Below are 22199 nucleotides of genomic sequence, written 5' to 3' on the forward strand. Positions count from 1 at the left end.
GTATATAGTTTGTTTAATTTATGTATAATGTTTGTAGATGTTGTATAACGTTAATGACACAGATGTTTTACATTGCACGGTTTACACTGCCAAACGTTTATGTTTATCATGGAAGGGGAACGATTCCGAATACATATCCCAATCCGAAAGGAACATTGGACATGACAAAAGAGACGGTATTGCGTAAACCGGAAGCGATGATTTTTGATATGGATGGTACTTTGTTTCAGACGGAAACTCTGTTGTTGCCAGCCTATCATCAGCTGTTTGATACATTGCGGGCCGAAGGGCATTTTGAAGGAGAGACTCCTCCTGAAGAACGAATGCTGGGAAGCCTGGGGATGTTGCTAGAAGATATATGGAAAGTGGTTATGCCTGAAGCTTCAGTTGCGGCCCATCGACGTGCAGACGAACTGCTGCTTCAGTTGGAGATTGAAGGGCTCGATGGGGGTAGCTCGCAGCTGTACCCGCAAGTCAAAGAGACGTTGCAAGCGTTGAAAGAACAGGGCGTAAGGTTGTTTGTGGCCAGTAACGGGCTGGAGGACTATGTTAAAGGTGTGGCCTTTGCCCATGAGATCATGCCGCTCTTTGAAGGTGTGTATAGTGCAGGACAGTACAAGACCCCTTCCAAAGTGAATTTGGTTCAGATTCTGCTTGAGAAGCATCGGATTCAGGATGCGTGGATGGTTGGGGATCGTTCTTCGGATGTGGAAGCAGGCAAAATGAACAACCAGACCGTCATCGGCTGTGCTTATGCAGGATTTGGACGGGACGAAGAACTTGCAGGATCAGATGTACTGATCTCTGATTTTACGGAACTGCTTCGTTTGTATAGGGAAGCCGAATAGAAAAAAATGACCACCCTACATCCATTCGGATGTTGGATGGTCATTTTTTTTGGTTCAAGGAGAATTTGGTTCACTATCAATGCAGTCTAAAGTTCATAACCTGGATCTTCTGGTCCTTTTGAGGGTGGCAGACTTACCTTTTACCCGTTTGACTGGTTTAGTTACCTTCACGCCATGAGGAGGACGATTCGCACTTGGGTGGTTGTTGTACACCCATAAGGCGTACTCCAGTGGTTGAGTAATTGCCTTGGAATAAGTATCTTTCTCTCCAATGCGGGCAAATACTTCACGTGCAGGCTTCGGATTCACTTCGAGCAGATAGATACGCCCACTTTTGTCAATCGCCAAATCCAGAGCCAATTCACACAAGGCTCCGTAGGTGTTTTCCAGAAATGAGGCAACGTCAATCCCAAATTTCTCGGCAGTGGTGTTGATCTCAGCCCGTTCCTTCTCATCGGTAATCCACTGTTTCATCAATTTGTGCATCGCAATGGCCTGGCCACCGCCATGCAAATTAGAGGTAACACTTTTCTCAGCACCCATACGTCCTGCGCATCCAGTTAATTCCCACTGTCCTTCACCATTCTTCTGGACCAGCATTCGATAATCATGAACCCGGCCATTCGGAAGCTGAAGCTGAATTCCCTGCTGAACAAGGTATTTATCTTTCATATTCCAATGCTGAAGCAGTGAACCCAAGCGTGACAGATGGACTTTGCGTGGGGTGATGATCCGTCGCTTCTGGTCCCGTCCCTGTACAAGAACCGTATTGGCCTCACTGCCACTGCGTTCGATGCGAAGGATTCCGCGCCCTCCGGTTCCATTAATGGGTTTCAGATAGATGAGCGAGGAGGCTTTCAGCATACGATTCACATCGGACATATCCTGAAACAGAACGGTATCTGGCAGATGTTCACGAAAGGCTGATTTCGCCGACAGCGTTTGATGAATAGTCCATTTATTGCGCAGCGGACGGTTTAGAAAGAGCAGATGGCCATACTTTTCCCGAAAGGCAAGCAGTTGCTGGAATCTGCGATTGCGCTGTATCCGGCAGCGATCGAAGATCATGTCCGGGAATGAACGCCATTCCCGGGACCAGCCTTTTTCCGAATGAAAGACCATAGCCTCAATCTGTTTGCCTCCTGAGTGTACATCGGCAGGTGTGAACACATAGATATCGAGTCCCCGCTTGCGCCCTTCAAGGATCATTCTGCGGTATATGCTCCGTTCTTCAAGAGCGCGATGTTCATTTAAGTACAACGTCATAATGCCCAGAACAGGTGAGGACACAAACAATCACCTTCTTTTGCTGTTATTCCTGTTCATCATCGTTTCGATTGACGGGCAAGGTAGGCGCTGTACTGAAAAATGCGTTCCAGCGACCTCCGTCGAATCTGCGGTTCATCAAACTTCATTGGTTTCGCGTTTGCTTCAAAGAACCAGATCTCTCCAAGATCGTCAACACCCAGGTCCATGGACATCTCGCCAAGGATATGACCCGAACCTCGTTCCACTTGTCTTGCGATCAACAATGAAGTGGACTTTACCCGCTTCATCAGTGAAGTCGACATTTCTTCCCCGAACAGATCGGTTAGCAACTTCTCAGGGTCCTCCACCGTACCTCCACGCGGAACGTGGGTCGTAATGCTTCGAGACCCGGCGAGACGGGCGCCAACACCGGTTACGCTCCACTGTCCTTTTCCGTTTTTCTGCACAAGTACCCGCAGATCGAATGGACGCTTATGGGACGATGCTAGCTCAATACCCTGTTGCATGATATAGGGCGTGTGTCCAGTTTCCTTGCGAATTCTTGCCCACAACTTGGAAAGGGTAGATGCTTTGTACGTGGTGCTTTTGCGGGTGCTCTGTATTTTAAGCCGGTAAGGAAGCCGTTCTTTTTCCTGGAACTTGAGCATCATGATTCCTTTGCCAGCCTTGCCGCTCTCTGGTTTCAGATACAGGTAAGGATACGATCGCAGCACCGTCCCCAGAGCGGTTGCTGTTCGCATTCGGCGTGTATAGGGAATCAGCTGCTGGGTAGACTTGGATTTCTTGAGCCATTCGAACAAATTCCATTTATTGAAGAAAAACGGGTTATACAGTTCGATTCCGGAATGCATACATTCCTCAATTTTGCGCTGTACTGAAGGCTTGCGTTCATCTTCCCGGTTGGGGATCCGATTGTAGAGCACATGGGGGAGGGGGAAGGACTGTGAAGTCCATCTCCCAATCCCTTTATTGTACGTGTATCCTTTCACAGTGGGGCCGCTCACGTTTAAATCTCTTACAGTCACGACGTACACCACATATCCCATATTTTCGCCCGTCTGCACAATATCCAGGAAGTTTTGTTGGTTTCCTCTGAACATCCGTTGATCATCATGCATGGTCAAGATGGCAATAACGGGTCTAAAATCATCCTGCAAGCTCATCAAATGCCGTCTCTCTTCCGGAATTTGCTCAAATACAGGCAATGTTCCAGGATGTGCTCCACCGACGATTTTCCCTCCAGTCGGAGAGAAGGGTGACGGAAAATGGAGCGGCCGGGTTTGGCGTTCGCTTCGAACATCCATACATGTTCCTCCTGATCAATGCCCAGATCAAAGCCAATCTCACCAATCAGATGCTGGTGCTGGGTTTCAATCGCCTGGGCCAGTGTAATAGCGACGGATTTGGCATGCTGGAGCACTTCTCCCGCTCGGTCGCCAAAGTTGCGGCTGAGCGCCTGCTCAGGGGTCATCAAGGAACCGCCATTTTTGATATGTGTCGTTACGCTACCTCGACCAGCCTTCTTGGCGCCAATGCCGACGACTACCCATTGGTTGTTTCCATTTTTATGCATGTGAAAGCGGAAATCAATCGGGCATTCGTCGATCTCAATAAGCCGTATACCCTGTTGAACGACATAACCGCGAAGCTGTTTGCCATGTCTGCCTTGAAGCATGCGCATCAGACTGTTGAATGAACCAAAACGAAGCAGGGCGTTTCCGCCTTTTTTGCGATAACGGGCGAAATATCCACGTTTGGGCGAATAGGTTAATCGATATATCCCGTTACCCAGACTTCCTGCTGTAGGTTTGTAATAGACAAACTGATGGCGTTCCAGCATTTCTTTCATCTGTTCTACCGTCGGATTGGTGATGGATTCAGGAATATAACGTCCTGCTGCCGGGTCATTCTCCAGCAGTTTATAAATATCTGACTTGTTGAAGAAACTCCAATTGAAGAAAGGGATCTTGCGCCGGATGAATCGCTCCCGCAGTTGGTTGATCGCTGGTGAGAAGTCAGAGCGGCGGCTGGGTAATCGGTTATACACAACGTCTGGCAGAGGTACGGTTTTGCGACTGAAGCTTCCATTGTCGTTAAGGAAAAAACCGGACACTGTTTCGTTCTGCCAGTTGATATCTCTTGGAGTGAACGCATAAATATAGGATTTACGGCTGCCTTCTCGGAGCAGTTGTTTGATAAAACCGGTACGGGAACCAAACGGGTTGGAGCCAGACGCAGGTCCGTCAGACAGCACGCCGATCAGTGGACCCAACTGGACTTCATCGTTCTGCAAGTTGCGGAGGTAGATGCTGCCCCGTTTCGGAACGTTCATCAGATTGCGTATGCCCGAAGCGAGATAGAGATGTTTGCCAGCCTTTTTGATTGGTTTGATGGTTGCGGGCACCCGGTCACGGCCAAACCGCAGATGAATCGTTTTTTTGCCGGATAGATTTAGGCTTTTCATTAATGCGTTGGATACATAAACCACTTTATCCGGTTGCTGTGTGAAATGCAGATTGCAAAAGGTCAAACTCATGATTTATCCTCCTATCCTGAAAAGATCCTTCGGCTCCATGGCAAGCGGGGCGCTGCGTGCCTCAACCGCCGTGAATCGGGATGGGTTTCAGGCCAGCTGTGCTGGATGTATTCGGCATTTTCGTTGGACGGTTCACGTCCGTGAGAACATGTTGTTGCAGCAAATAACGGGCATAGGCAAGCGGCCGGGTGTAGGTCAGACTGTGCATACGGGGGTCATCCGCCTCTGCGAATGAGGAACGTCCCGGCCTGGAGTTCACTTCAAGCAGCCAAAGGCGGCCTTGCACATCTGCTCCGAAATCAAGGCCCAGTTCGGCAAGTCTGCCAAATCGGCTTTCCAATAGCGTAGGGATGCGGGCAGCAGCCTGCCTGATCTTCACCAGTAGAGCGTTAGATTGATTTTCCCCATATCGTTCCAGCAGATAAGAATGCACAGGGTACGCCTTACCCCCTCCATGCAAATTGGAAGTGAGAGAGCCAGCCGGTCCTTCCCGAACCATACATCCGGTTAGAGACCAGCGTCCTTGCCCATTTTTTTGCACCAAGGCCCTAATGTCGAACGGTCGTCCATGATGACTAAGTTCCAGATACGGCTGTAAGATCATCTTTTTACCGGCCTTGTGTAAATCCAGCCAGGCAGAGACATCCTGGCGACGCTCAAATGAACGATGAATCAATTCATTGCGAGTATTTCTGCCCTCCATAATCCAGGAGGTATGGTAATCTTCGCGATAAAGGCGAAACGTATCTTTACCATGGGTGCCCGATACAGGTTTGAAGAAAATGCCTTTAGGCCAGCGCTCCAGCCATTGCTCCCATAAGGTATCTGACTGAAGCAGCGTCGTAGGCGCAAGAAGAGCACGCAGTCTTGTATCAGCGGACAAGGCGCGATATACCTTCCATTTACCAGGCAAGGAAGCAGACCAGTAACGGGCATGGTGTCCGTTTCCTGACGATGCTAGCTGCTGCAGCTGCTGTTTGAATGTTCTGGGAATTGGGAGTAGACAGCGGTCCATGATCAGGTCTACAGCAGGAAGAGGCACGATGTTCCATTCTCCTCTGTCAAATACATAGCCCTGTGTGAGGCGTGACACGCTGGGGTTATTCGATACGGCCAGCACAATGATATTTAGGCCGTAACGGTAGCTTTCCAAACTGAGACGACGACAGAAGAGTTCATCCACGAAAGGAGGCGAGCCTTCTGTTGCCCGAACCAGGATGGCTACTGTGTTTGTCTGATGTTGCAGGAACATTCCGCTGCACCTCCTCTAATGGATGACTCTTCAGAATCCGCCCAGATAGGTGGAGTATTCCAGCATCGCTTTGACAGAAGGCCGGATTTTGCTCTCGCTAAGTGGCGTATTATCGTTCTTGGATGGTTTGGAATTCACTTCAAGCAGCCAGACCCTTCCGCTGGTGTCCAAGGCAAGGTCAATGCCGAGTTCACCGAAGTGGGCGGGGATGGCACCTTCAATGCCTTTGGCAATATCCAGAGCGGCCGTATGCAATCCTGCGTATGCAGAGGCTTTGGCTGATGAGGATAATTGAGTTTTGGCTACAGCTTCCTTGACGGTGCTGAGACTTCCACCTCGTGCCAGGTTGGATACATAGTGACTGCCGCCTGCAATACGTGCGACGATGGAAGTGACGCTCCATTTGCCCGTACGGTTTTTTTGCACAAGCGCACGGAAATCTACGGGTCTGCCGCTGTTATCAATCAGAGAAAGACCCTGTTGGATCTGGTAGCGCGTTGTTTTCATTTTCCCGGACAGACTGGCATACAGTTTATCCAGAGAAGTATACGTTTGTTTTCGGGTCCCCCCAACGCTTGTAGCGAGGGTGAGGAAGCTGCCGTCGCTTTGACGGGAGACCCGGATGATACCTTTGCCAAGCGACCCACGAACCGGCTTCAAAAAGACAACCGGATACCGATTGCACATCGTTTTAAGTGTGGCGGAAGCTTTGAGCAAATGGGATTCGGGCAGTACTCTCTTCAGTGATGAAATGGACTTCAAGGCATCAAATACTTCATTTTTGTCCAGAAACTTTTCATTGAAGGTCTGTGTACCGTAGAGCGATTTTACTTCTTTAATAAAATGCTGTACGCTAGGTTTGTTCTCAAGCTTACGGGACGTCAGCCGGTTATTGACGACGTCTGCTATAGGCAGAACGGTCTTTTTCCAGCCGTCATCATACACCCAGCCTTTCATATAACCCGTTACCGCTCCAATATCCTCCGGTGTGAAAAAGGATACATAGGCGCCCTGCTTCCGGCAGGCGTTCACCAATTCTTGACAGAACATCGTGATGGAGCCAAAGGGCCGATCGGGTTGATCGGGATAATCCCGGCTGACCAATACACTGATGTAGGGTCCAAGGCGCAGCGTACGGCTGGCTGAACGATAAGATATCCTCAGGACCGAACGGGGAACAAGGCCGGTCTTGCTGGCTACCGTCTGATTGATGCGCAGACCGTCATACCTAGGAACAGGGATGACAGTGACCTCACGGCGGAAAGAGCCGAATTGCAGCTGAAGAGGTCGGCCAGAAGGGATTTTAAGCGCTTTGAGCACCCCTTCGCCCAGCATGATGACGTCGTCCTGCAGGATGCCCGAGCCGGTAACCTGAATCGTTACTTTTTTAGTGGACATCACGGATCTCCTTCCGGGCGGCAACTTGATGTCTGATCTCGAAGTTGAACGGCATCTGAACATGGCATGTGCTTCATCATATGAGGACATATAACCCTTGGTGATTGACCCATTTGGATTAAATGCATTTGATGCTCGGCAGGTAATGAATGGCATGTTTCCACAAGCTTTGTTTGACGGAAGTGAAATACGTGTATTAACACGGGTGAGCGTTGCGATGAGAATGCGAATGAATACGAATGGATAACAGAAGAACAACCCAATTTGAGGAGGAATAATAGTGAACATTTATGACAAAGCCAATGATTTGGCCAAAGCACTAAGAGAAAGCAGCGAGGTTGAAGAAATTACTTCTGCGATGAAGCTGATTGAAGCAGACCCTGAAGCGAAGGCTATGCTGGATAATTTCCGTGATCAACAGATGGAATTGCAACAACGTATGATGAGTGGGGATATGCCTGCACCGGACGAAATGGAGAAAATGGAGAAACTTTTCGAGGTCCTGAGCTTGAACCTGAACATCCGTCGTCTGTTTGACGCTGAACGTCGCCTGAGTGTCATTATCGAAGACGTGAACAAAATTATTGCAGACAGCCTCGGTCATCTGTACGGTGGTGCTGAAGCCTAAACCTAAAGCCTTGTCCCGTTTTTTTGCCTGAACCTCTCATATTAGCTCCTTGTCGTTCATAGACTAGACATATAGAGTCGATCAAGAACGAAGGAGCTGTGAATGGTGAAAAGGTTGAAGAAAGCAAAACATGTGATCTATCTGCTTATCGCGTTGTCGATGCTGGTCATTGCGCTGCCGCGTATTTCCTTTGCTGGTGGAATGGACTGGGTTAATATTTTTGGCATCGTATGGGTGCTGTTCTCGTTATTAATCATTGGTGCACATCTGCATTTTATTCTTGGTGTGGATGAAGAGAAGAAGCGTGCGCTGGAAGCTGTTCGGCGGGCAAAGCTGCGGCAGTGGGAGATGAAACTGGTGGACAAGCAGGAACAGAGCAAATCTGTATAAGGTTAGAACACAAATGACATGGTGATTGAGATGGCTTTATCTGTAAGGCCGGATCCCTTTTGGTATGAAGGGACCGGCCTTTTTTGCACCCTTAATTTGCTGTTCCGATTATTCAGATCGATGTTGCGCAGTTCTTTAGGAGAATGGTGCGTAGAATGGGGTTATTTTCCTAAGGTCGTGTTATAATAGATACAGAATAGTACAGATGCATCTTCGGGGGTGGTACAGATGGACGGACAGGAAGAAAACGTGACGAAGCATGAACAATTGCTTCAACATATTGAACAGCTGAAGGTAGGCAGTAAAATATCGGTGCGTGGACTGGCGCGAGAGCTGGGCGTAAGCGAAGGAACAGCGTATCGTGCAGTAAAAGAGGCAGAGAACTTCGGCCTGGTCGTGACCAAGGAACGAATTGGAACAGTGCGGATCGAGAAAAGACCTCGCGGTATGACCGAGCAGCTGACTTTTGCCGATGTGGTGACCATAGTTGAAGGTCATGTGCTGGGTGGAAGTGACGGTCTGGCCAAACCGCTTCACAAGTACGTAATTGGTGCGATGAAAGAACAGGCCATGGCCCGTTACATTGACGCGGGAAGCCTGTTGATTGTCGGTAACCGGGACAATGCACATTCCCTTGCGCTCGAACAGGGGGCAGGCGTGTTAATTACAGGTGGATTTGGTACAAGCCGTGAAGTGAGGGTGATGGCTGATGAGTTAGGTCTGCCCATCATTTCCTCCCGACATGATACGTTCACAGTGGCTTCAATGATTAACCGTGCGATCTTCGATCGACTGATTAAGAAAAAGATTATGTTGGTAGAGGATATTATTGGTCAGAAACCCCGCCTTCAGGTGCTAAAGGTGACCAGTTCAGCCGCGGATTTTCATCTGCTGGTTTCCGAAACGGGAGAGCATCGCTTTCCGGTAGTAGATGAATGGAACCGGGTTATCGGTATAGTAAGTCTCAAAGATGTGAGCGAGTTAAAAGAGGATCAAAGTATTGAGAAGTGTGTCGTACGTCGCCCAATCACAGCTTCGCTGCAAACCTCACTGGCTTCGGCTGCACAGATCATGACGTGGGAGGGCATTGACTTCCTACCCATTGTGGATCGGAACCGTAAATTGATTGCATCCGTCACCCGTAAGGAAGTGCTGCAAGCGATGCGTGATGCGCAGAAGCAGCCACAGCTTGGAGAGACGTTTGATCATCTGATCTGGAACGGGTTTGCGGAAGAGCGCGGAGAGCAGAACGAACTGTTTTTCCACGGATTCATCATTCCTCAGATGGCAACAGATCTCGGTACAATCTCGGAAGGCGTTCTGCTGAATGTGATGACACAGGCTGGAAGGCGTGCCGCTTGGGACGTTACAGGAAACGACCATATGGTGGATAATATAACAACGTATTTTGTTCGTCCGGTACAGATTGAAGATCAGATTCTGGTGCGTCCAATGATTCTGGAGACAAGTCGTCGGACCTGCAAAATGGATATTGTCATTACCCGTGACGGGAATGTTGTATGCAAAGCGGTGATGACCCTGCAATCGATTGACCATGCGTAGAAATCTAGAGATCTTTGATCCGAAAAATATCATAATTCCAGCAAAAAAGAGAGATCCTCTTATCGAAATAACGCACTGTACCCCGAAATCAATGTGGTTCAGGCTTGTTCGGATAGATGAGGATCTCTCTTTTTGGCAAAACACATTGACATCGTGCTAATGCATCAGGCAGATTGTCCGGATGTCTTGCCAGTTCCAGCGTCTGCATGCTGCTGAAGGCGGGCATAGTAACTGCGGTTACGTAAACCGGCGAACAGATTGTACGCTCCCATAATTAGAAATAGCGCTTCCACAACGACGGATAGCGTAGAACCGGTAAACACAAACATCAGGATGAGGGAAAGAATAATCAGCATGCTACCCATCCAGACGTTGGTCCATGAGCGATAAAGACCTGTGGCGATGGGATCAGTGGCTCTGCGCGAACGAATGCTGTTCAGAGCTGAACAGACCATGGCCAGGGCAAAGATGGCGATCAGTACATATTTGAGTACATCGATGAACACAAAGACGCAGCTCCTTTTCTGGAAAGCATTTACTGCCCTTATTGTACCATGCAGGCAGAGGGCAAGGGCAGTTTTTTTCCGAGGCTATCATCCATTTCTAAGCCGGAACGTGCATCCGAATCTGTACCCAAACTTGCAGCACACCTTCCATCACCAGCATCGTTTTCACCTGGACGGTATATTCCTTTTCTCTGACCGTGTACACTTTTTGGTTCAGCATGATTCGTGTCATTTTGCTGTACTCATCGATGTTGAACACATCACGGCCCCGGAGAACCTCAAGTTCATCTCCCAGCTTTTGCAGCATCACTTTTAGGGAGGCCTCGTCCGGACCTTTGTCAGAGTCTTCTGCACGGACCTTAATTTCCTTGATGACGGTTTGGCGTTTACTGTATTTTTTCAGCGTTTTAATATCCTCCTCGTTCTGATGCAGCTGAAGCTGCAACTCCTGATTGTTGAGCCACAACTCGTTGTAACTAAGGTGAAATACACCGTTGTATACGACACAACCGGCGATCATTCCGAGAACAAAGACAGCAGTCATGCGCATAAGCGGGCGGTAACGTGAAAATGGCGGGATTCTCATGGGCGCTGTCCTGGAGTCATGCTAACCCCGTCCTCCACCGCATACCCATTTCACCAGTTCGGTACCCATGTGGGCGCCCATAAATGCGGATATCAAATACAAAATTTGTTTGACTGCCGGAGACAGATTGCCGTCCAGCACGTTGCTTTCGATCACCCGCATCGGATCGATTGTACCGCCAACGGCCGCTGCGAGCGCCCAAATTTTTATTTTCCCAGCAACATCAAGCATCGTCTGTGTAGGAGGCTGGAGAGAGACTACTGCTCCTATACCTCCAATCATCGCGCCGCCCAGCACGATCCCAAACGCAATGAAGAAATCAAGAATGGCTTTGGACAAAAATGTGCTCATCCGGCAACACCCCTTTCAGACCCAGCAGCACACCTCCTGTCTTTGGTCCGTAACAGGGGGAGCGGCTTGTACTTCTATTGTATGGGCGTGCCCCCGAACGTTATGATAAAATAGAATAATAAAACACTCTTTATTAGGATGGATCCTTATTTTCATTCATTTCATTAATAGAGCATTTTACATGGATACAGAAAACAACTTTCGGTCTGAACCGAAGGATGAAAAATATGGATAGAAGAAGATAGTGTAGTAACCTGATTCAAGCAGGTTGCTGCGACTGTCCATGGCGAAAGGAAGAAAAAACATGAGTTCTTTTGTGCATTTGCACGTTCATAGTGAATATAGTTTGCTGGACGGCGCTGCGCGTATACCGGATCTCGTGAATAAAGCCGCGGATCTCGGAATGACTACGCTGGCATTGACCGACCACGGTGTAATGTATGGTGCTATCCCTTTCTATAAAGCATGCGTCGAGCGGGGAATTAAGCCGATTATTGGATGTGAGGCTTACATGACTGCCGGGTCTCGCAAAGAGCGGGGGAGCCGGAAGGATCAGCCGATTCATCATCTGATTTTATTGGCCAAAAATATGACGGGTTATCGCAACCTGATGAAATTATGCTCCATCGGACATTTGGAAGGGTTTCATTACAAACCGCGTATTGATATGGAGAGTCTGGCTGCTCATCACGAGGGTATTATTTGTTTAAGTGCTTGTCTGGGGGGCGAGGTTCCCCAGCATTTGCTGCATGGACGTGAGGAAGAGGCGAAGCGTGCGGCGCTGCGTTACAAAAACATTTTTGGTGCCGATTTCTATCTGGAGCTGCAGGACCACGGGCTATCTGAGCAAAAAAGAGTGAATCCCCAACTGATTCGTCTGGCAGCAGAGCTGGATATTCCATTGGTGGCGACCAACGATGCGCACTATCTGTCCGAAGAGGACGCGGAGCTTCAGGATGTGTTGATCTGCATCGGAACAGGGAAAACGGTAGATGACGAGAACCGGCTGCGTATCGGAACCAATCAGCTTTATCTCAAGAATGAACAAGAAATGGCGCGTTTGTTCCCCCATGTGCCCGAAGCATTGGCGAATACGGTTCGCATCGCGGAATCGTGTGAGTTGCAGCTGGAATTCGGCAAATCCATTTTGCCGGAGTACAGACCGCTTCCTGAAGGGAAAACTCCGTCTGCCTATCTGCGTCAGTTGTGCGAAGAGGGAATGGAAGAGCGCTATAATGAATCATCGCGTTGGACGGACACGGAGCTCAGAGCCGAGCTTGAACAGCGGCTGGAATATGAACTCCGGGTTATAGACAGTATGGGATTCTCGGATTATTTCCTGATCGTATGGGATTTTATCGCCTATTCTCACCAGCAGGGAATTGTCACCGGACCGGGTCGTGGCTCCTCGGCAGGTAGTCTTGTTGCCTATACCTTGCGTATTACAGACGTTGATCCCATGAAGTATAACCTGCTCTTCGAGCGGTTTTTGAATCCGGAACGGATCTCCATGCCGGATATTGATATCGACTTCAGCGATGAACGGCGAGACGAAGTCATTGAATATGTTGCGAAAAAATACGGCAAAGCCCATGTAGCCCAAATCATTACCTTTGGTACGATGGCTGCCCGTGCAGCCGTTCGGGACGTCGGACGTGCATTGAATGTGCCTTACGGCGAGGTGGACAAGGCAGCGAAGCTGATTCCTGCACAGCTTGGCATTAACATTCAGCGGGCAATGGAAGCCACCCCTGAACTGAAGGCTCTGTATGAGACCAAGCCCAAAACACGTGAGCTGCTCGATATGGCGATGAAAGTGGAAGGCATGCCTCGTCATGCTTCCACGCATGCGGCGGGGGTTGTCATCTCCCGTGATCCGCTTACGGATGCCGTTCCGCTTCAAGAGGGGAGTGAGGGGACGGCCTTAACGCAATATTCCATGGAAAACCTGGAGTCTATCGGACTGCTCAAAATGGACTTCCTCGGTCTGCGTACCCTTTCGATTATTGAACGCTGTCTGCGCTGGATTGGGGAAAATGGCGAAATTCCGGATTTTCGTCATATTCCGGACGACGATGCACTCACGTATGAGATGCTTGGCCGAGGCGACACGATGGGGATATTCCAGCTTGAATCCGCAGGGGTGCGTCGTGTCCTGAAGGAGCTGAAGCCGAGTGTATTTGAAGATATTATTTCCGTGTTGGCCCTGTATCGTCCGGGCCCAATGGAGTTCATATCCAAATACATTCAGGGCAAACATGGCCAGATCGAAGTGGATTACCCCCATGCGGATCTCGAGTCCATCCTTAAGGATACGTACGGCATCATTGTCTATCAGGAACAAATTATGCAGATTGCTTCCCGGATGGCAGGCTTCTCTCTCGGCGAAGCGGATTTGCTCCGCAGAGCGGTATCCAAGAAAAAACGGGAAGTACTGGATCTCGAACGTGGGCATTTCGTTCAGGGCAGTCTGAAGCAAGGGTACAGCGAAGCGGAGGCAGACCTGGTCTATGATATGATCGTCAAGTTCGCCAACTACGGTTTCCCGCGTGCCCATGCCGCTGCGTATGGCGTGCTTGCTTTCCAGACGGCTTATCTGAAAGCACATTATCCCATTCATTTTATGGCATCCATGTTAACTGCCGTGATGGGCAGTCACCGCAAGGTAGCGGAGTATGTCGTGGAATGCCGACGTATGGACATTGAAGTACTTCCACCGGATGTGAATGAGAGCGGTATTCTGTTTACACCTGTACTTACATCATCTAGCAAAACTAGTGCTGACCAAGCAGCGGAAACCCAACGTTTAGAGGGAGAGCAGGGTGAGAATGGGACAGCAAGTCCAACGATGGCACATGCTGTACATGATGATTATTATTCCGGACAAGCAGAGTACGGCGAAGCACCTCTGCCAGATGACCCGGGCCCCGCACCAGACGAAGATGGTAGTTCATACGAGTGGCAGGCAGCGACGACTGTGCCGGAGCATACCGAGGATCGGATTAATTCGGGCGTAGTGACTGTTTCTACAGCAGAACGCCTTCATGGAACTGGGAAAGAGGGGGCCTCGCATTCCGAACAGCATGAAATGTCTGCTGTACAGGAAAAGGATGGATTGTCGGTTCAGAACTCTGATGCAGATACAGCAACTGGGGCGATACGATTTGGTCTGGCTGCGGTAAAAAATGTAGGTACCCAGGCAATGGAGAGCATCATGATTGTACGTCAGGAAAGACCGTTCGACAGCCTGCTCGATTTTTGTCGTCGCGTCGATTTGCGGGTATGCAACAAACGTGTGATTGAATCGCTTATTCAGGCGGGAGCCTTTGACACATTGCCTGGGCACCGCGCCCAATTACTGGCGATGCTGGATGAAACGGTGGAAGCCGCTCTGAAATGGCGCAAGGAACGCGAGGATCTACAAATTCAATTGTTTGATTTTGTCGAGACCCCGAACTGGGAGATTGAATATCCCGAAATTCCGCCTTATTCCGGGAGTCAGCAGTTGGAGCTGGAACGTGAACTGTTAGGTTTGTATCTGTCTGGTCATCCACTGGATGACTACGAAGATGTGCTTGAATCCAGCGGCGCAGATCGCATTATGGAGCTGACTGAAGCGGCTGACGATACGATGGCCGTCGCAGCTGGGATGGTTGTGTCTGTGAAGTCGATTACGACGAAACAGGGCAAGGCTATGGCGTTCATGGAGCTGGAAGACCAGATCGAACGCTGTGAAGTGGTTCTCTTTCCCGAAGTATGGCGGCGAAGCCAGCAACATGTTGGGAAAGGTGAACTGCTCGTCGTGCGTGCCAAGGTGCAGCAGCAGGACGAAGGGTTCAAGCTGCTGGCTGAGGAAGTGGCGCCGTTGTCACCGGCGGCACTGGAACAGCAGCTGCGCAGCCGCGAACGGCGCGGTAAGCCCGGCAGCGGCAGTGCTTCGCGCCCGACGGCTTCGCCACGGCAGGCGGCTGGCGCGGGAGCCGGAGCACAGCGCAGCAGCTCAGGCGTGAGTGCTGGAGCTGCACGCAGCAGCGGAAGCCAGGGCCCGGCAGCGACGCACAGCGCTGCGGGTGAACCAGGTGCGGCCAATGCCAGTGAGGCCGCTTCCGTGGCTCGACGTGCCGCTGAGGCCGCTGGCGGCACGGAGCAGAGCCGTGGGCCGCGAGCAGTGGAGCAGCGAGTGTTCGTGAAGATCACCCCGCAGGCGGAGAATCCAGAGCTTCTGGCCCGACTAAAACAATTGCTTCAGCGGCATTCGGGTCCGGTGGCGACGGTGCTCTTCTATGAACAGCAGCAGAAGCTACTTGCATTGAGTGATGCCTACCGGATTAAACCTTCGCCCTCTTTATTCTCCGAGATGGAGAAGATGCTGGGTGATGGCACAGTCAAAATAAAATAATAGGCTTTCATGTTTTAATTGTTTTCTTAATTCAAAGCCGCTAACGAACCACCGCGTTTTAAAAGGCGGATGATCGTGAAATGCAAAGTTTGACGAACTTTAGTGACGTTGGTCCGGTACAAAGCTGTGGCCCGACCTATAACATGACGAAATAACATCTCTGTGATTCGTTAAACCGCAGTTCTGTGGAAATGAGAGCTAATAGCGTGTGCTGGATTCGTTAGGTTCGAATCGAATAAAATTAAAAAAGTGTCTCAGGCCATGCTCATGACTTTGGGACACCCCTCATATTCCCAATGATGAAACCAGCTTGGCCAACTGCCGAGCTGGTTTTTTTGTATTTATTTTACCAATTCCATCAGGGATGCAGGTGGAGGAGATATTGGACGAACAAGAGTGTAATATGTGAATATTTTTGCATAATTTATAGGGTAAGCAGATTGCCATAACGAATGCACATTCCGCATTTTTTATGAACATTTTGCGAGTTTGCCGCATACACTTGAGAACACCGAAGGACCTGAGGTCCTTGGGGGAGCGATGCGGGAGGTCGAGATATGTCATATGAAATCGTAGAAGCCATGCTGGCCCGGCGGGGTGTACAGATTGATGCAATCGCGGAAATTGTATATCGTCTGCAAAAAGGGTACCACCCGGAACTGACTATGGATGACTGTGTCACGAGTGTAAAATCAGTACTGCAGAAACGTGAGGTGCAATATACGCTATACACAGGTATAGCCCTCGACGAGCTTGCTGAGAAACGCCTTTTGCCGCAACCTTTGCAGGCAATTATGGAGGCGGATGAATCCCTGTATGGAGTGGACGAGACTCTTGCTCTTGGCATTACCCATGTATATGGTATGATCGGTTTAACCAGTTTTGGTTATCTGGATAAAGAAAAGATTGGTGTCATTCATGATCTGAACGAAGCAGGACCAGCTATACATGTTTTTCTGGACGACCTGGTTGCCGGGCTCGCCGCTGCTGCTTCTGCCCGAATTGCTCACAAAAATATTAAAGCCAAGAAATACCCATCGGATATCTGATTTTCTTCATTTGTGTTTTCATTCATTTGGTATCTTTTGTTTGTTCAATGGAAGGTCATCCAGGGTAGCTATTGCTGCCCTGAGCGGCCTGCAATCCCTTTTTTAAAAAGGAAAGTCCTAGGATCATTGCATCACCATATCGGTTATCCTCGCGGGACAAATGTCCCTCTAGATCTCGTTTTCTCCCCAAAGGTCCCGAACCCTTCCTTGCAGAAAAAAAGTGAGGTATGTTATCATTAGTCCAATATACGGGCTCTGAACATTAGCTTAGGGGGCGGACATGGCATGTGGACGGTGATTTACATTGCACCGACAGCAAAGGTTGCGGACAAGATCAAGACCAAGCTTTCGGAAGAAGGTTTTCTGGTACAGACCCGTCCCATCAGTTTATCCAAGCAGCAATTTGAGATTCGCGTCCCTTCAGGGGAATTGGAAGAGGTTCAGGAAGTGCTGAATTCGATTCTGCATTCCTGATTCATTCGATATCAGACGTGCCTTGGCAGATGAAGAAGTACCAATGGTACATAAGGGACTGACCGCGTAAGCGGAGTGAGGAATCGACTTGCATGTATTGTATGCTGCTGTCCTTCCTTCTTTTTTTGTTAGGACAAGGACCGACCAGATTGCTCCCAGAGACCCTACCAAGACAGATTCAAACATCGGCGCAACAATCTTTCGGTTATTGCAGGTAACATCAATCGTGCTGACAGAAGCCGCTGATCCTTGCCTTATACCGGCGGATTTTTTTGTTGTGAATGCTGGACAAGGCCCATGGCAGCGTATGGGTCGTAAGCGGTTTACCGCAGCGCGCGGATGAAGTTGCTACATGCAACGAACTGCAGGTTGCGGCCATCAAATCAACGGCTGGAGAGGTGTAGTTGTGTTCAAAGATATATTCCAGAAAAAACGGAAGTACGCCACCATACCTTCCGAGCGTGCGCTTCGTGGCGAAGGTCAGGAAGCTGGAGAACGTCCAAAACGTGAAATACCTGAAGGGCTTATGAACAAGTGCAGCAAATGCGGCACGATTCAATATAGCAAGGAATTGGAAAAAAACTTAAAAGTATGTCCGGCTTGCGGTTACCATATGCGTTTGAACGCAATGGAACGCATTGCCATGGTTCTAGATGAGCAAGGGTTTGTGGAGCATGACGCTGATATGATCTCGGTTGATCCGCTTGACTTCCCTGGATATAGTAACAAACTGGAACAACAGCGCTTGAAGTCAGGACTGAAGGAAGCTGTCATTACGGGTGAGGGAACCATAGAAGGTTTGCCTGTGGTTGTTGCTGTCATGAGCTTCGACTTCTTTACAGGCAGTATGGGTTCGGTAGTAGGAGAGAAAATTACCCGTGCGATTGAGCATGCAATAGAGAAACATTTGCCTTTGATCATTTTCTCAACATCTGGGGGTGCCCGGATGCAAGAGAGTATTCTTAGCCTTATGCAAATGGCAAAAACAAGTGCGGCTTTGTCCCGTTTGGATGAACAGGGCGGTTTGTATATTTCGGTTATCACGGATCCGACGACAGGTGGAGTATCGGCTAGTTTTGCGAGCCTTGGTGATATCATTATTGCGGAGCCGGGAGCTGTATTTGGTTTCGCTGGAAGAATCGTGATTGAGCAGACGATCCGTCAGAAACTGCCTGATGATTTCCAAACGGCAGAATTTAATTTACAGCACGGCCAGCTGGACATGGTGGTCCATCGTAAAGAACTTCGAGCCACCCTTGGTAAGCTTCTAGACATGCATAGTGAAAAAGGAGGGGTCTAAATGGCGGGTGAGTTGCCATATGAAGCGCCTCTGGTTGAGATGCGCAAAAAGATCGAAGAGCTCGTACAGTTTGGACAGGAAAAGGGTATTGACTTCACCGACGAAATTGCCCGCCTTGAAGAACGTTATCATAGACTCGAAGAAGAGATTTATTCCGGTATAACAGCTGCTCAGAAAATGCATCTGGCGCGGCATCAGCAGCGTCCGACGGCATTAGATCTGATCCAATTGATATTTACCGATTTCATTGAGTTGCACGGCGATCGCATGTTCGGAGATGATCTGGCGGTTGTTGGCGGACTGGCGAAGCTGAACGGAAAAACAGTAACGGTCATTGGCCAACAGCGGGGGAAAGATACGAAGGATAACATCGCCCGTTTTTTTGGGAGCGCACATCCGGAAGGATTCCGAAAAGGACTGCGCTTGATGAAGCAAGCGAACAAATTTGGTCGTCCAATTATTACCTTTGTTGATACTAAAGGGGCGTATCCGGGTAATACTGCTGAAGAGAGAGGTCAATCGGAAGCTATTGCCCGTAACCTGCTGGAAATGGCGAAGCTCTCGGTGCCTGTTATTGTAGTGGTCATCGGCGAAGGTGGTAGCGGCGGGGCACTAGCTATGGCTGTGGGTAATCGTGTGTTGATGCTGGAGCATGCAATTTACTCTGCGATCTCTCCGAACGGTGCTGCTTCCATTCTTTGGAAAGATGCATCCAAGGCAGATCAGGCGGCCGAAGCGATGAAAATTACGGCCAAAGACCTTCTGGAGATGGAAGTCATTGAAGAAATAATCCCTGAGCCACGCGGCGGTGCTCATCGGGATTATGAAGAATCTGCGGCTGCAATAAGTGAGGCTTTGGTTCGTCATCTGGACGAGATGAAAGGATGGAGTGGTGACCAATTGAAACAGGATCGGTATGAGAAATTCCGTAAAATTGGATCAGTCACGTTTGAACCTGAAGTGCAGATTGAAGTCCCTCAAGTGCCTGTTGAAGTCGATACAGCAGGTAATTTGTCGGGAAATGCTGAATGATGTGATGAATTTCCTATACAAATGAGCAAAAGTATAGTAAATTTAATAGTTGGAAAAAGAAAAAGAGATAAAAAGATAGACCTTTAAAATCGGAGGAAACCCAAAATGCGCAAAACAAAGATTGTATGTACGATTGGTCCATCCAGTGAATCATTGGAAAATACCAAAAAATTGATTATGGCCGGTATGAACGTGGCCCGTTTGAACTTCTCCCACGGTGATTTCGATGAGCACGGCGGACGGATCACAGCAATTCGCCAAGCATGCGAAGAGCTGAACAAGACAGTAGCGATCTTGCTGGACACCAAAGGACCGGAAATTCGGACAGGTAAACTCGAAGTGGAGCCGATCGAATTGGTTCAAGACGAGTACATCACTTTGACAACAGAAGAAATTCTGGGCACCAAAGAACGTCTTTCCATTACGTATGCAGATCTTCCGAGTGATGTTGAACCGGGATCTACAATTCTGATCGACGACGGTCTGATCGGACTGACTGTGGTGGAAGTGCAAGGCACTGAGATCAAATGCCGTATCGTTAACGGTGGTACGATCAAAAGCAAAAAAGGTGTTAACGTTCCGGGAGTTGCCATTTCTCTTCCGGGTATCACTGAAAAAGATGCCAACGATATCGTATTCGGTATCGAACAAGGTGTCGATTTCATCGCGGCTTCTTTTGTTCGTAAAGCAAGCGACGTCCTTGAGATTCGTGAATTGCTTGAAAAACACAATGCCGGACATATCCAAATCATCTCCAAAATTGAGAACCAACAAGGTGTGGACAACTTGGATGAAATCCTTGAAGTGTCCGATGGTCTGATGGTTGCTCGTGGAGACCTGGGTGTAGAGATTCCTGCGGAAGAAGTACCATTGGTACAAAAACGCATGATCGAAAAATGTAACGTTGCAGGCAAACCAGTTATCACAGCTACACAAATGCTGGATTCCATGCAACGCAACCCGCGTCCAACACGTGCAGAAGCAAGTGACGTGGCTAATGCGATCTTTGACGGTACTGATGCAATCATGTTGTCTGGTGAAACAGCTGCGGGTAAATACCCAGTTGAATCCGTTCTGACCATGTCCCGTATTGCCGAAAAAGCAGAATCTGCTCTGCCTTACCAAGAGCTGTATCTGAAACAACGTGTTGCACAACAAACAACAGTTACTGAAGCAATCAGCCAATCTGTTGCCCTGTCAGCTCAAGATCTGAACGCTAAAGCGATCATTACTTCGACTGAATCCGGTCATACAGCACGCATGATTTCTAAATATCGTCCAGAATCTCCAATCATTGCGGTGACAACGGAAGACAGAACTTCCCGTCGTCTTGCACTGGCTTGGGGTGTAACACCAGTCAAAGGAAGACTTGTTGATTCCACTGACGCTTTGTTTGAAAATGCAATTGAAGGCGGCGTGAAATCCGGACTTGTAAAAGAAGGAGACCTTGTTGTTATTACAGCGGGTGTACCTTTGGGTCGTTCCGGTTCCACTAACCTGATCAAAGTAAGCCAAATTCCAAACAACGCATAATTGTGTTTGGACGAGAAGCAACAGGAATGAAGCAATGGGGCGTTTGCGTCCTGTTGCTTTTTTTCCATCTTTATGACACTTTAGCGCCGCTAGATACGTAAGAATTGGTATATCGAAGGAGGCCGGTAACATGCAACAACAGAGCAATGGCAGTTGGTACACGGCACGCCTTCGCGTGCGTTATCAAGAAAGTGATCAGATGGGTGTGGTCTATCACGCCAACTATTTGAATTGGTTTGAAATCGGTCGAACCGAGATGATTCGCCAAATGGGGTATACATATCGTAAAATGGAGGAACAGGGGTTACTGCTTCCGGTAACCGGACTGGATGTAAAATATCATAAACCTGCCCGGTATGATGATGACATCGTCATTTTCACCCGAATTGCTGCATTTAGTGGTCTGCGACTGAACTATGAGTATGACATAAGGCGCATGACTCCAGACCTTAATGAGCAGATAGGCGTTGGGCAACGAGTGTGGTTATCTGAGGAGTCCCTTCCTGGTGAAAGGTTGGTTACAGGCTCTACCCAGCATGTATGGGTCAATGGGGACTGGAAGCCAGTCAGGCTGGATAAGGCAGCTTCTGAGCTCTACAGCGCGCTTGAGAAAGTGTGGCTTTCAGGAAAGGGGTAATACGTAATGCGAAAATGGATGTGGGCCCTGCTATTAATCATTCCGGTGATTGAACTGTATGGTTTCATTCTTATGAGTGACTGGATTGGAGCCGGAAAGACATTGCTTCTCATGATTCTCACGTCCTTGATCGGTATAGCAATGTTGCAGTTTGAAGGACGAAAAGTACTTATTGATGCCAAATCCGAGATGGAGCGCGGTAAGGTACCTGGAAGGAAAATGGTAGATGGACTATTTATTTTTGTCGGTGGTTTCCTGCTGCTGATTCCGGGATTTATCACAGATCTGATCGGTTTTACACTGTTGTTTCCAGTAACACGTTCAGTGTACCGCCTATTCTTCCTGGGCTGGTTGGAGAAGAAAATGAGAAACGGAAGTATTAAGTTTTATCGTGGTCCGAAGCAATAGGAAATATCAGCATCAGTTAAAGAAAGGCACCGCTCATCAG

Annotated in this window: 20 protein-coding genes; 12 read left to right on the forward strand and 8 right to left on the reverse strand. The window is 48.9% G+C overall.

Annotation, left to right across the window (positions count from 1 at the left end):
- The first annotated feature begins 161 nt into the window (after positions 1–161).
- Entirely contained in the window at positions 162–848 is a 687-nt protein-coding gene (locus DC345_RS02250; protein WP_113051746.1) for an HAD hydrolase-like protein, read from the forward strand.
- Between the two features lie 93 nt (positions 849–941).
- Here the strand turns inward: DC345_RS02250 and DC345_RS02255 are convergent, their stop codons facing one another.
- The 5 genes from DC345_RS02255 to DC345_RS02275 form a co-directional block, all read right to left on the reverse strand.
- Positions 942–2138 (reverse strand): YheC/YheD family endospore coat-associated protein, encoded by a 1197-nt coding sequence (locus DC345_RS02255; RefSeq protein WP_258530444.1) that lies wholly within the window; start codon positions 2136–2138, stop codon positions 942–944.
- Positions 2139–2173: 35 nt separating this feature from the next.
- Positions 2174–3280 (reverse strand): YheC/YheD family endospore coat-associated protein, encoded by a 1107-nt coding sequence (locus DC345_RS02260; RefSeq protein WP_113051697.1) that lies wholly within the window; start codon positions 3278–3280, stop codon positions 2174–2176.
- Positions 3280–4653 carry a YheC/YheD family endospore coat-associated protein gene (locus tag DC345_RS02265; protein WP_113051698.1) on the reverse strand — a complete coding sequence of 458 codons (1374 nt, stop codon included), beginning with the start codon at positions 4651–4653 and terminating at the stop codon, positions 3280–3282. Before DC345_RS02265 ends, DC345_RS02260 begins: the two co-directional genes overlap by 1 nt.
- A gap of 61 nt (positions 4654–4714) precedes the next feature.
- Positions 4715–5905, reverse strand: coding sequence for a YheC/YheD family endospore coat-associated protein (locus tag DC345_RS02270; RefSeq protein WP_113051699.1), 1191 nt, complete (start codon positions 5903–5905; stop codon positions 4715–4717).
- A gap of 30 nt (positions 5906–5935) precedes the next feature.
- Positions 5936–7303, reverse strand: coding sequence for a YheC/YheD family endospore coat-associated protein (locus DC345_RS02275; RefSeq protein WP_113051700.1), 1368 nt, complete (start codon positions 7301–7303; stop codon positions 5936–5938).
- A gap of 280 nt (positions 7304–7583) precedes the next feature.
- Between DC345_RS02275 and DC345_RS02280 the strand changes: the two genes are divergently transcribed.
- The 3 genes from DC345_RS02280 to DC345_RS02290 all read left to right on the forward strand — a co-directional run bounded on the left by DC345_RS02280 (position 7584) and on the right by DC345_RS02290 (position 9884).
- Entirely contained in the window at positions 7584–7931 is a 348-nt protein-coding gene (locus DC345_RS02280; protein ID WP_076289793.1) for a YlbF/YmcA family competence regulator, read from the forward strand.
- Between the two features lie 102 nt (positions 7932–8033).
- Positions 8034–8321: a hypothetical protein gene (locus tag DC345_RS02285; RefSeq protein WP_076289792.1), complete on the forward strand. Its 288-nt coding sequence runs from the start codon at positions 8034–8036 to the stop codon at positions 8319–8321.
- 228 nt (positions 8322–8549) lie between these two features.
- Positions 8550–9884: a DRTGG domain-containing protein gene (locus DC345_RS02290; protein WP_113051701.1), complete on the forward strand. Its 1335-nt coding sequence runs from the start codon at positions 8550–8552 to the stop codon at positions 9882–9884.
- A 164-nt stretch (positions 9885–10048) separates the two neighbouring features.
- Here the strand turns inward: DC345_RS02290 and DC345_RS02295 are convergent, their stop codons facing one another.
- From DC345_RS02295 to DC345_RS02305, 3 genes are all read right to left on the reverse strand, one after another.
- Complete coding sequence (locus DC345_RS02295; RefSeq protein ID WP_181586439.1) at positions 10049–10390, reverse strand: YtpI family protein; 342 nt, start codon at positions 10388–10390, stop codon at positions 10049–10051.
- Positions 10391–10487: 97 nt separating this feature from the next.
- Entirely contained in the window at positions 10488–10976 is a 489-nt protein-coding gene (locus DC345_RS02300; RefSeq protein WP_063564310.1) for a sporulation membrane protein YtrI, read from the reverse strand.
- A 21-nt stretch (positions 10977–10997) separates the two neighbouring features.
- Positions 10998–11327, reverse strand: a complete 330-nt coding sequence (locus DC345_RS02305; protein WP_024629128.1) for a YtrH family sporulation protein — start codon at positions 11325–11327, stop codon at positions 10998–11000.
- Between the two features lie 304 nt (positions 11328–11631).
- On the opposite strand from DC345_RS02305, the gene DC345_RS32065 reads away from it, so the two are divergent.
- From DC345_RS32065 to DC345_RS02350, 8 genes are all read left to right on the forward strand, one after another.
- Positions 11632–15726: a DNA polymerase III subunit alpha gene (locus tag DC345_RS32065; protein ID WP_258530445.1), complete on the forward strand. Its 4095-nt coding sequence runs from the start codon at positions 11632–11634 to the stop codon at positions 15724–15726.
- 557 nt (positions 15727–16283) lie between these two features.
- On the forward strand, positions 16284–16775 hold the full coding sequence (locus DC345_RS02320; protein WP_024629130.1) for a phosphatidylglycerophosphatase A family protein: 492 nt from the start codon (positions 16284–16286) through the stop codon (positions 16773–16775).
- 285 nt (positions 16776–17060) lie between these two features.
- Positions 17061–17249 (forward strand): hypothetical protein, encoded by a 189-nt coding sequence (locus tag DC345_RS02325; protein ID WP_017689496.1) that lies wholly within the window; start codon positions 17061–17063, stop codon positions 17247–17249.
- 406 nt (positions 17250–17655) lie between these two features.
- Positions 17656–18549 (forward strand): acetyl-CoA carboxylase, carboxyltransferase subunit beta, encoded by an 894-nt coding sequence (gene accD / locus DC345_RS02330; protein ID WP_113051702.1) that lies wholly within the window; start codon positions 17656–17658, stop codon positions 18547–18549.
- On the forward strand, positions 18550–19581 hold the full coding sequence (locus DC345_RS02335) for an acetyl-CoA carboxylase carboxyltransferase subunit alpha (RefSeq protein WP_113051703.1): 1032 nt from the start codon (positions 18550–18552) through the stop codon (positions 19579–19581). It begins immediately after the preceding gene.
- A 105-nt stretch (positions 19582–19686) separates the two neighbouring features.
- On the forward strand, positions 19687–21114 hold the full coding sequence (gene pyk, locus DC345_RS02340; protein ID WP_063568089.1) for a pyruvate kinase: 1428 nt from the start codon (positions 19687–19689) through the stop codon (positions 21112–21114).
- Positions 21115–21244: 130 nt separating this feature from the next.
- Positions 21245–21751, forward strand: a complete 507-nt coding sequence (locus DC345_RS02345; protein ID WP_113051704.1) for an acyl-CoA thioesterase — start codon at positions 21245–21247, stop codon at positions 21749–21751.
- Between the two features lie 6 nt (positions 21752–21757).
- Positions 21758–22159, forward strand: coding sequence for an FxsA family protein (locus tag DC345_RS02350; RefSeq protein ID WP_113051705.1), 402 nt, complete (start codon positions 21758–21760; stop codon positions 22157–22159).
- The last annotated feature ends 40 nt before the right edge of the window (positions 22160–22199 follow it).

The organism is Paenibacillus taichungensis (assembly GCF_003287275.1).
GTDB classification, from domain to species: Bacteria; Bacillota; Bacilli; order Paenibacillales; family Paenibacillaceae; genus Paenibacillus; species Paenibacillus taichungensis_A.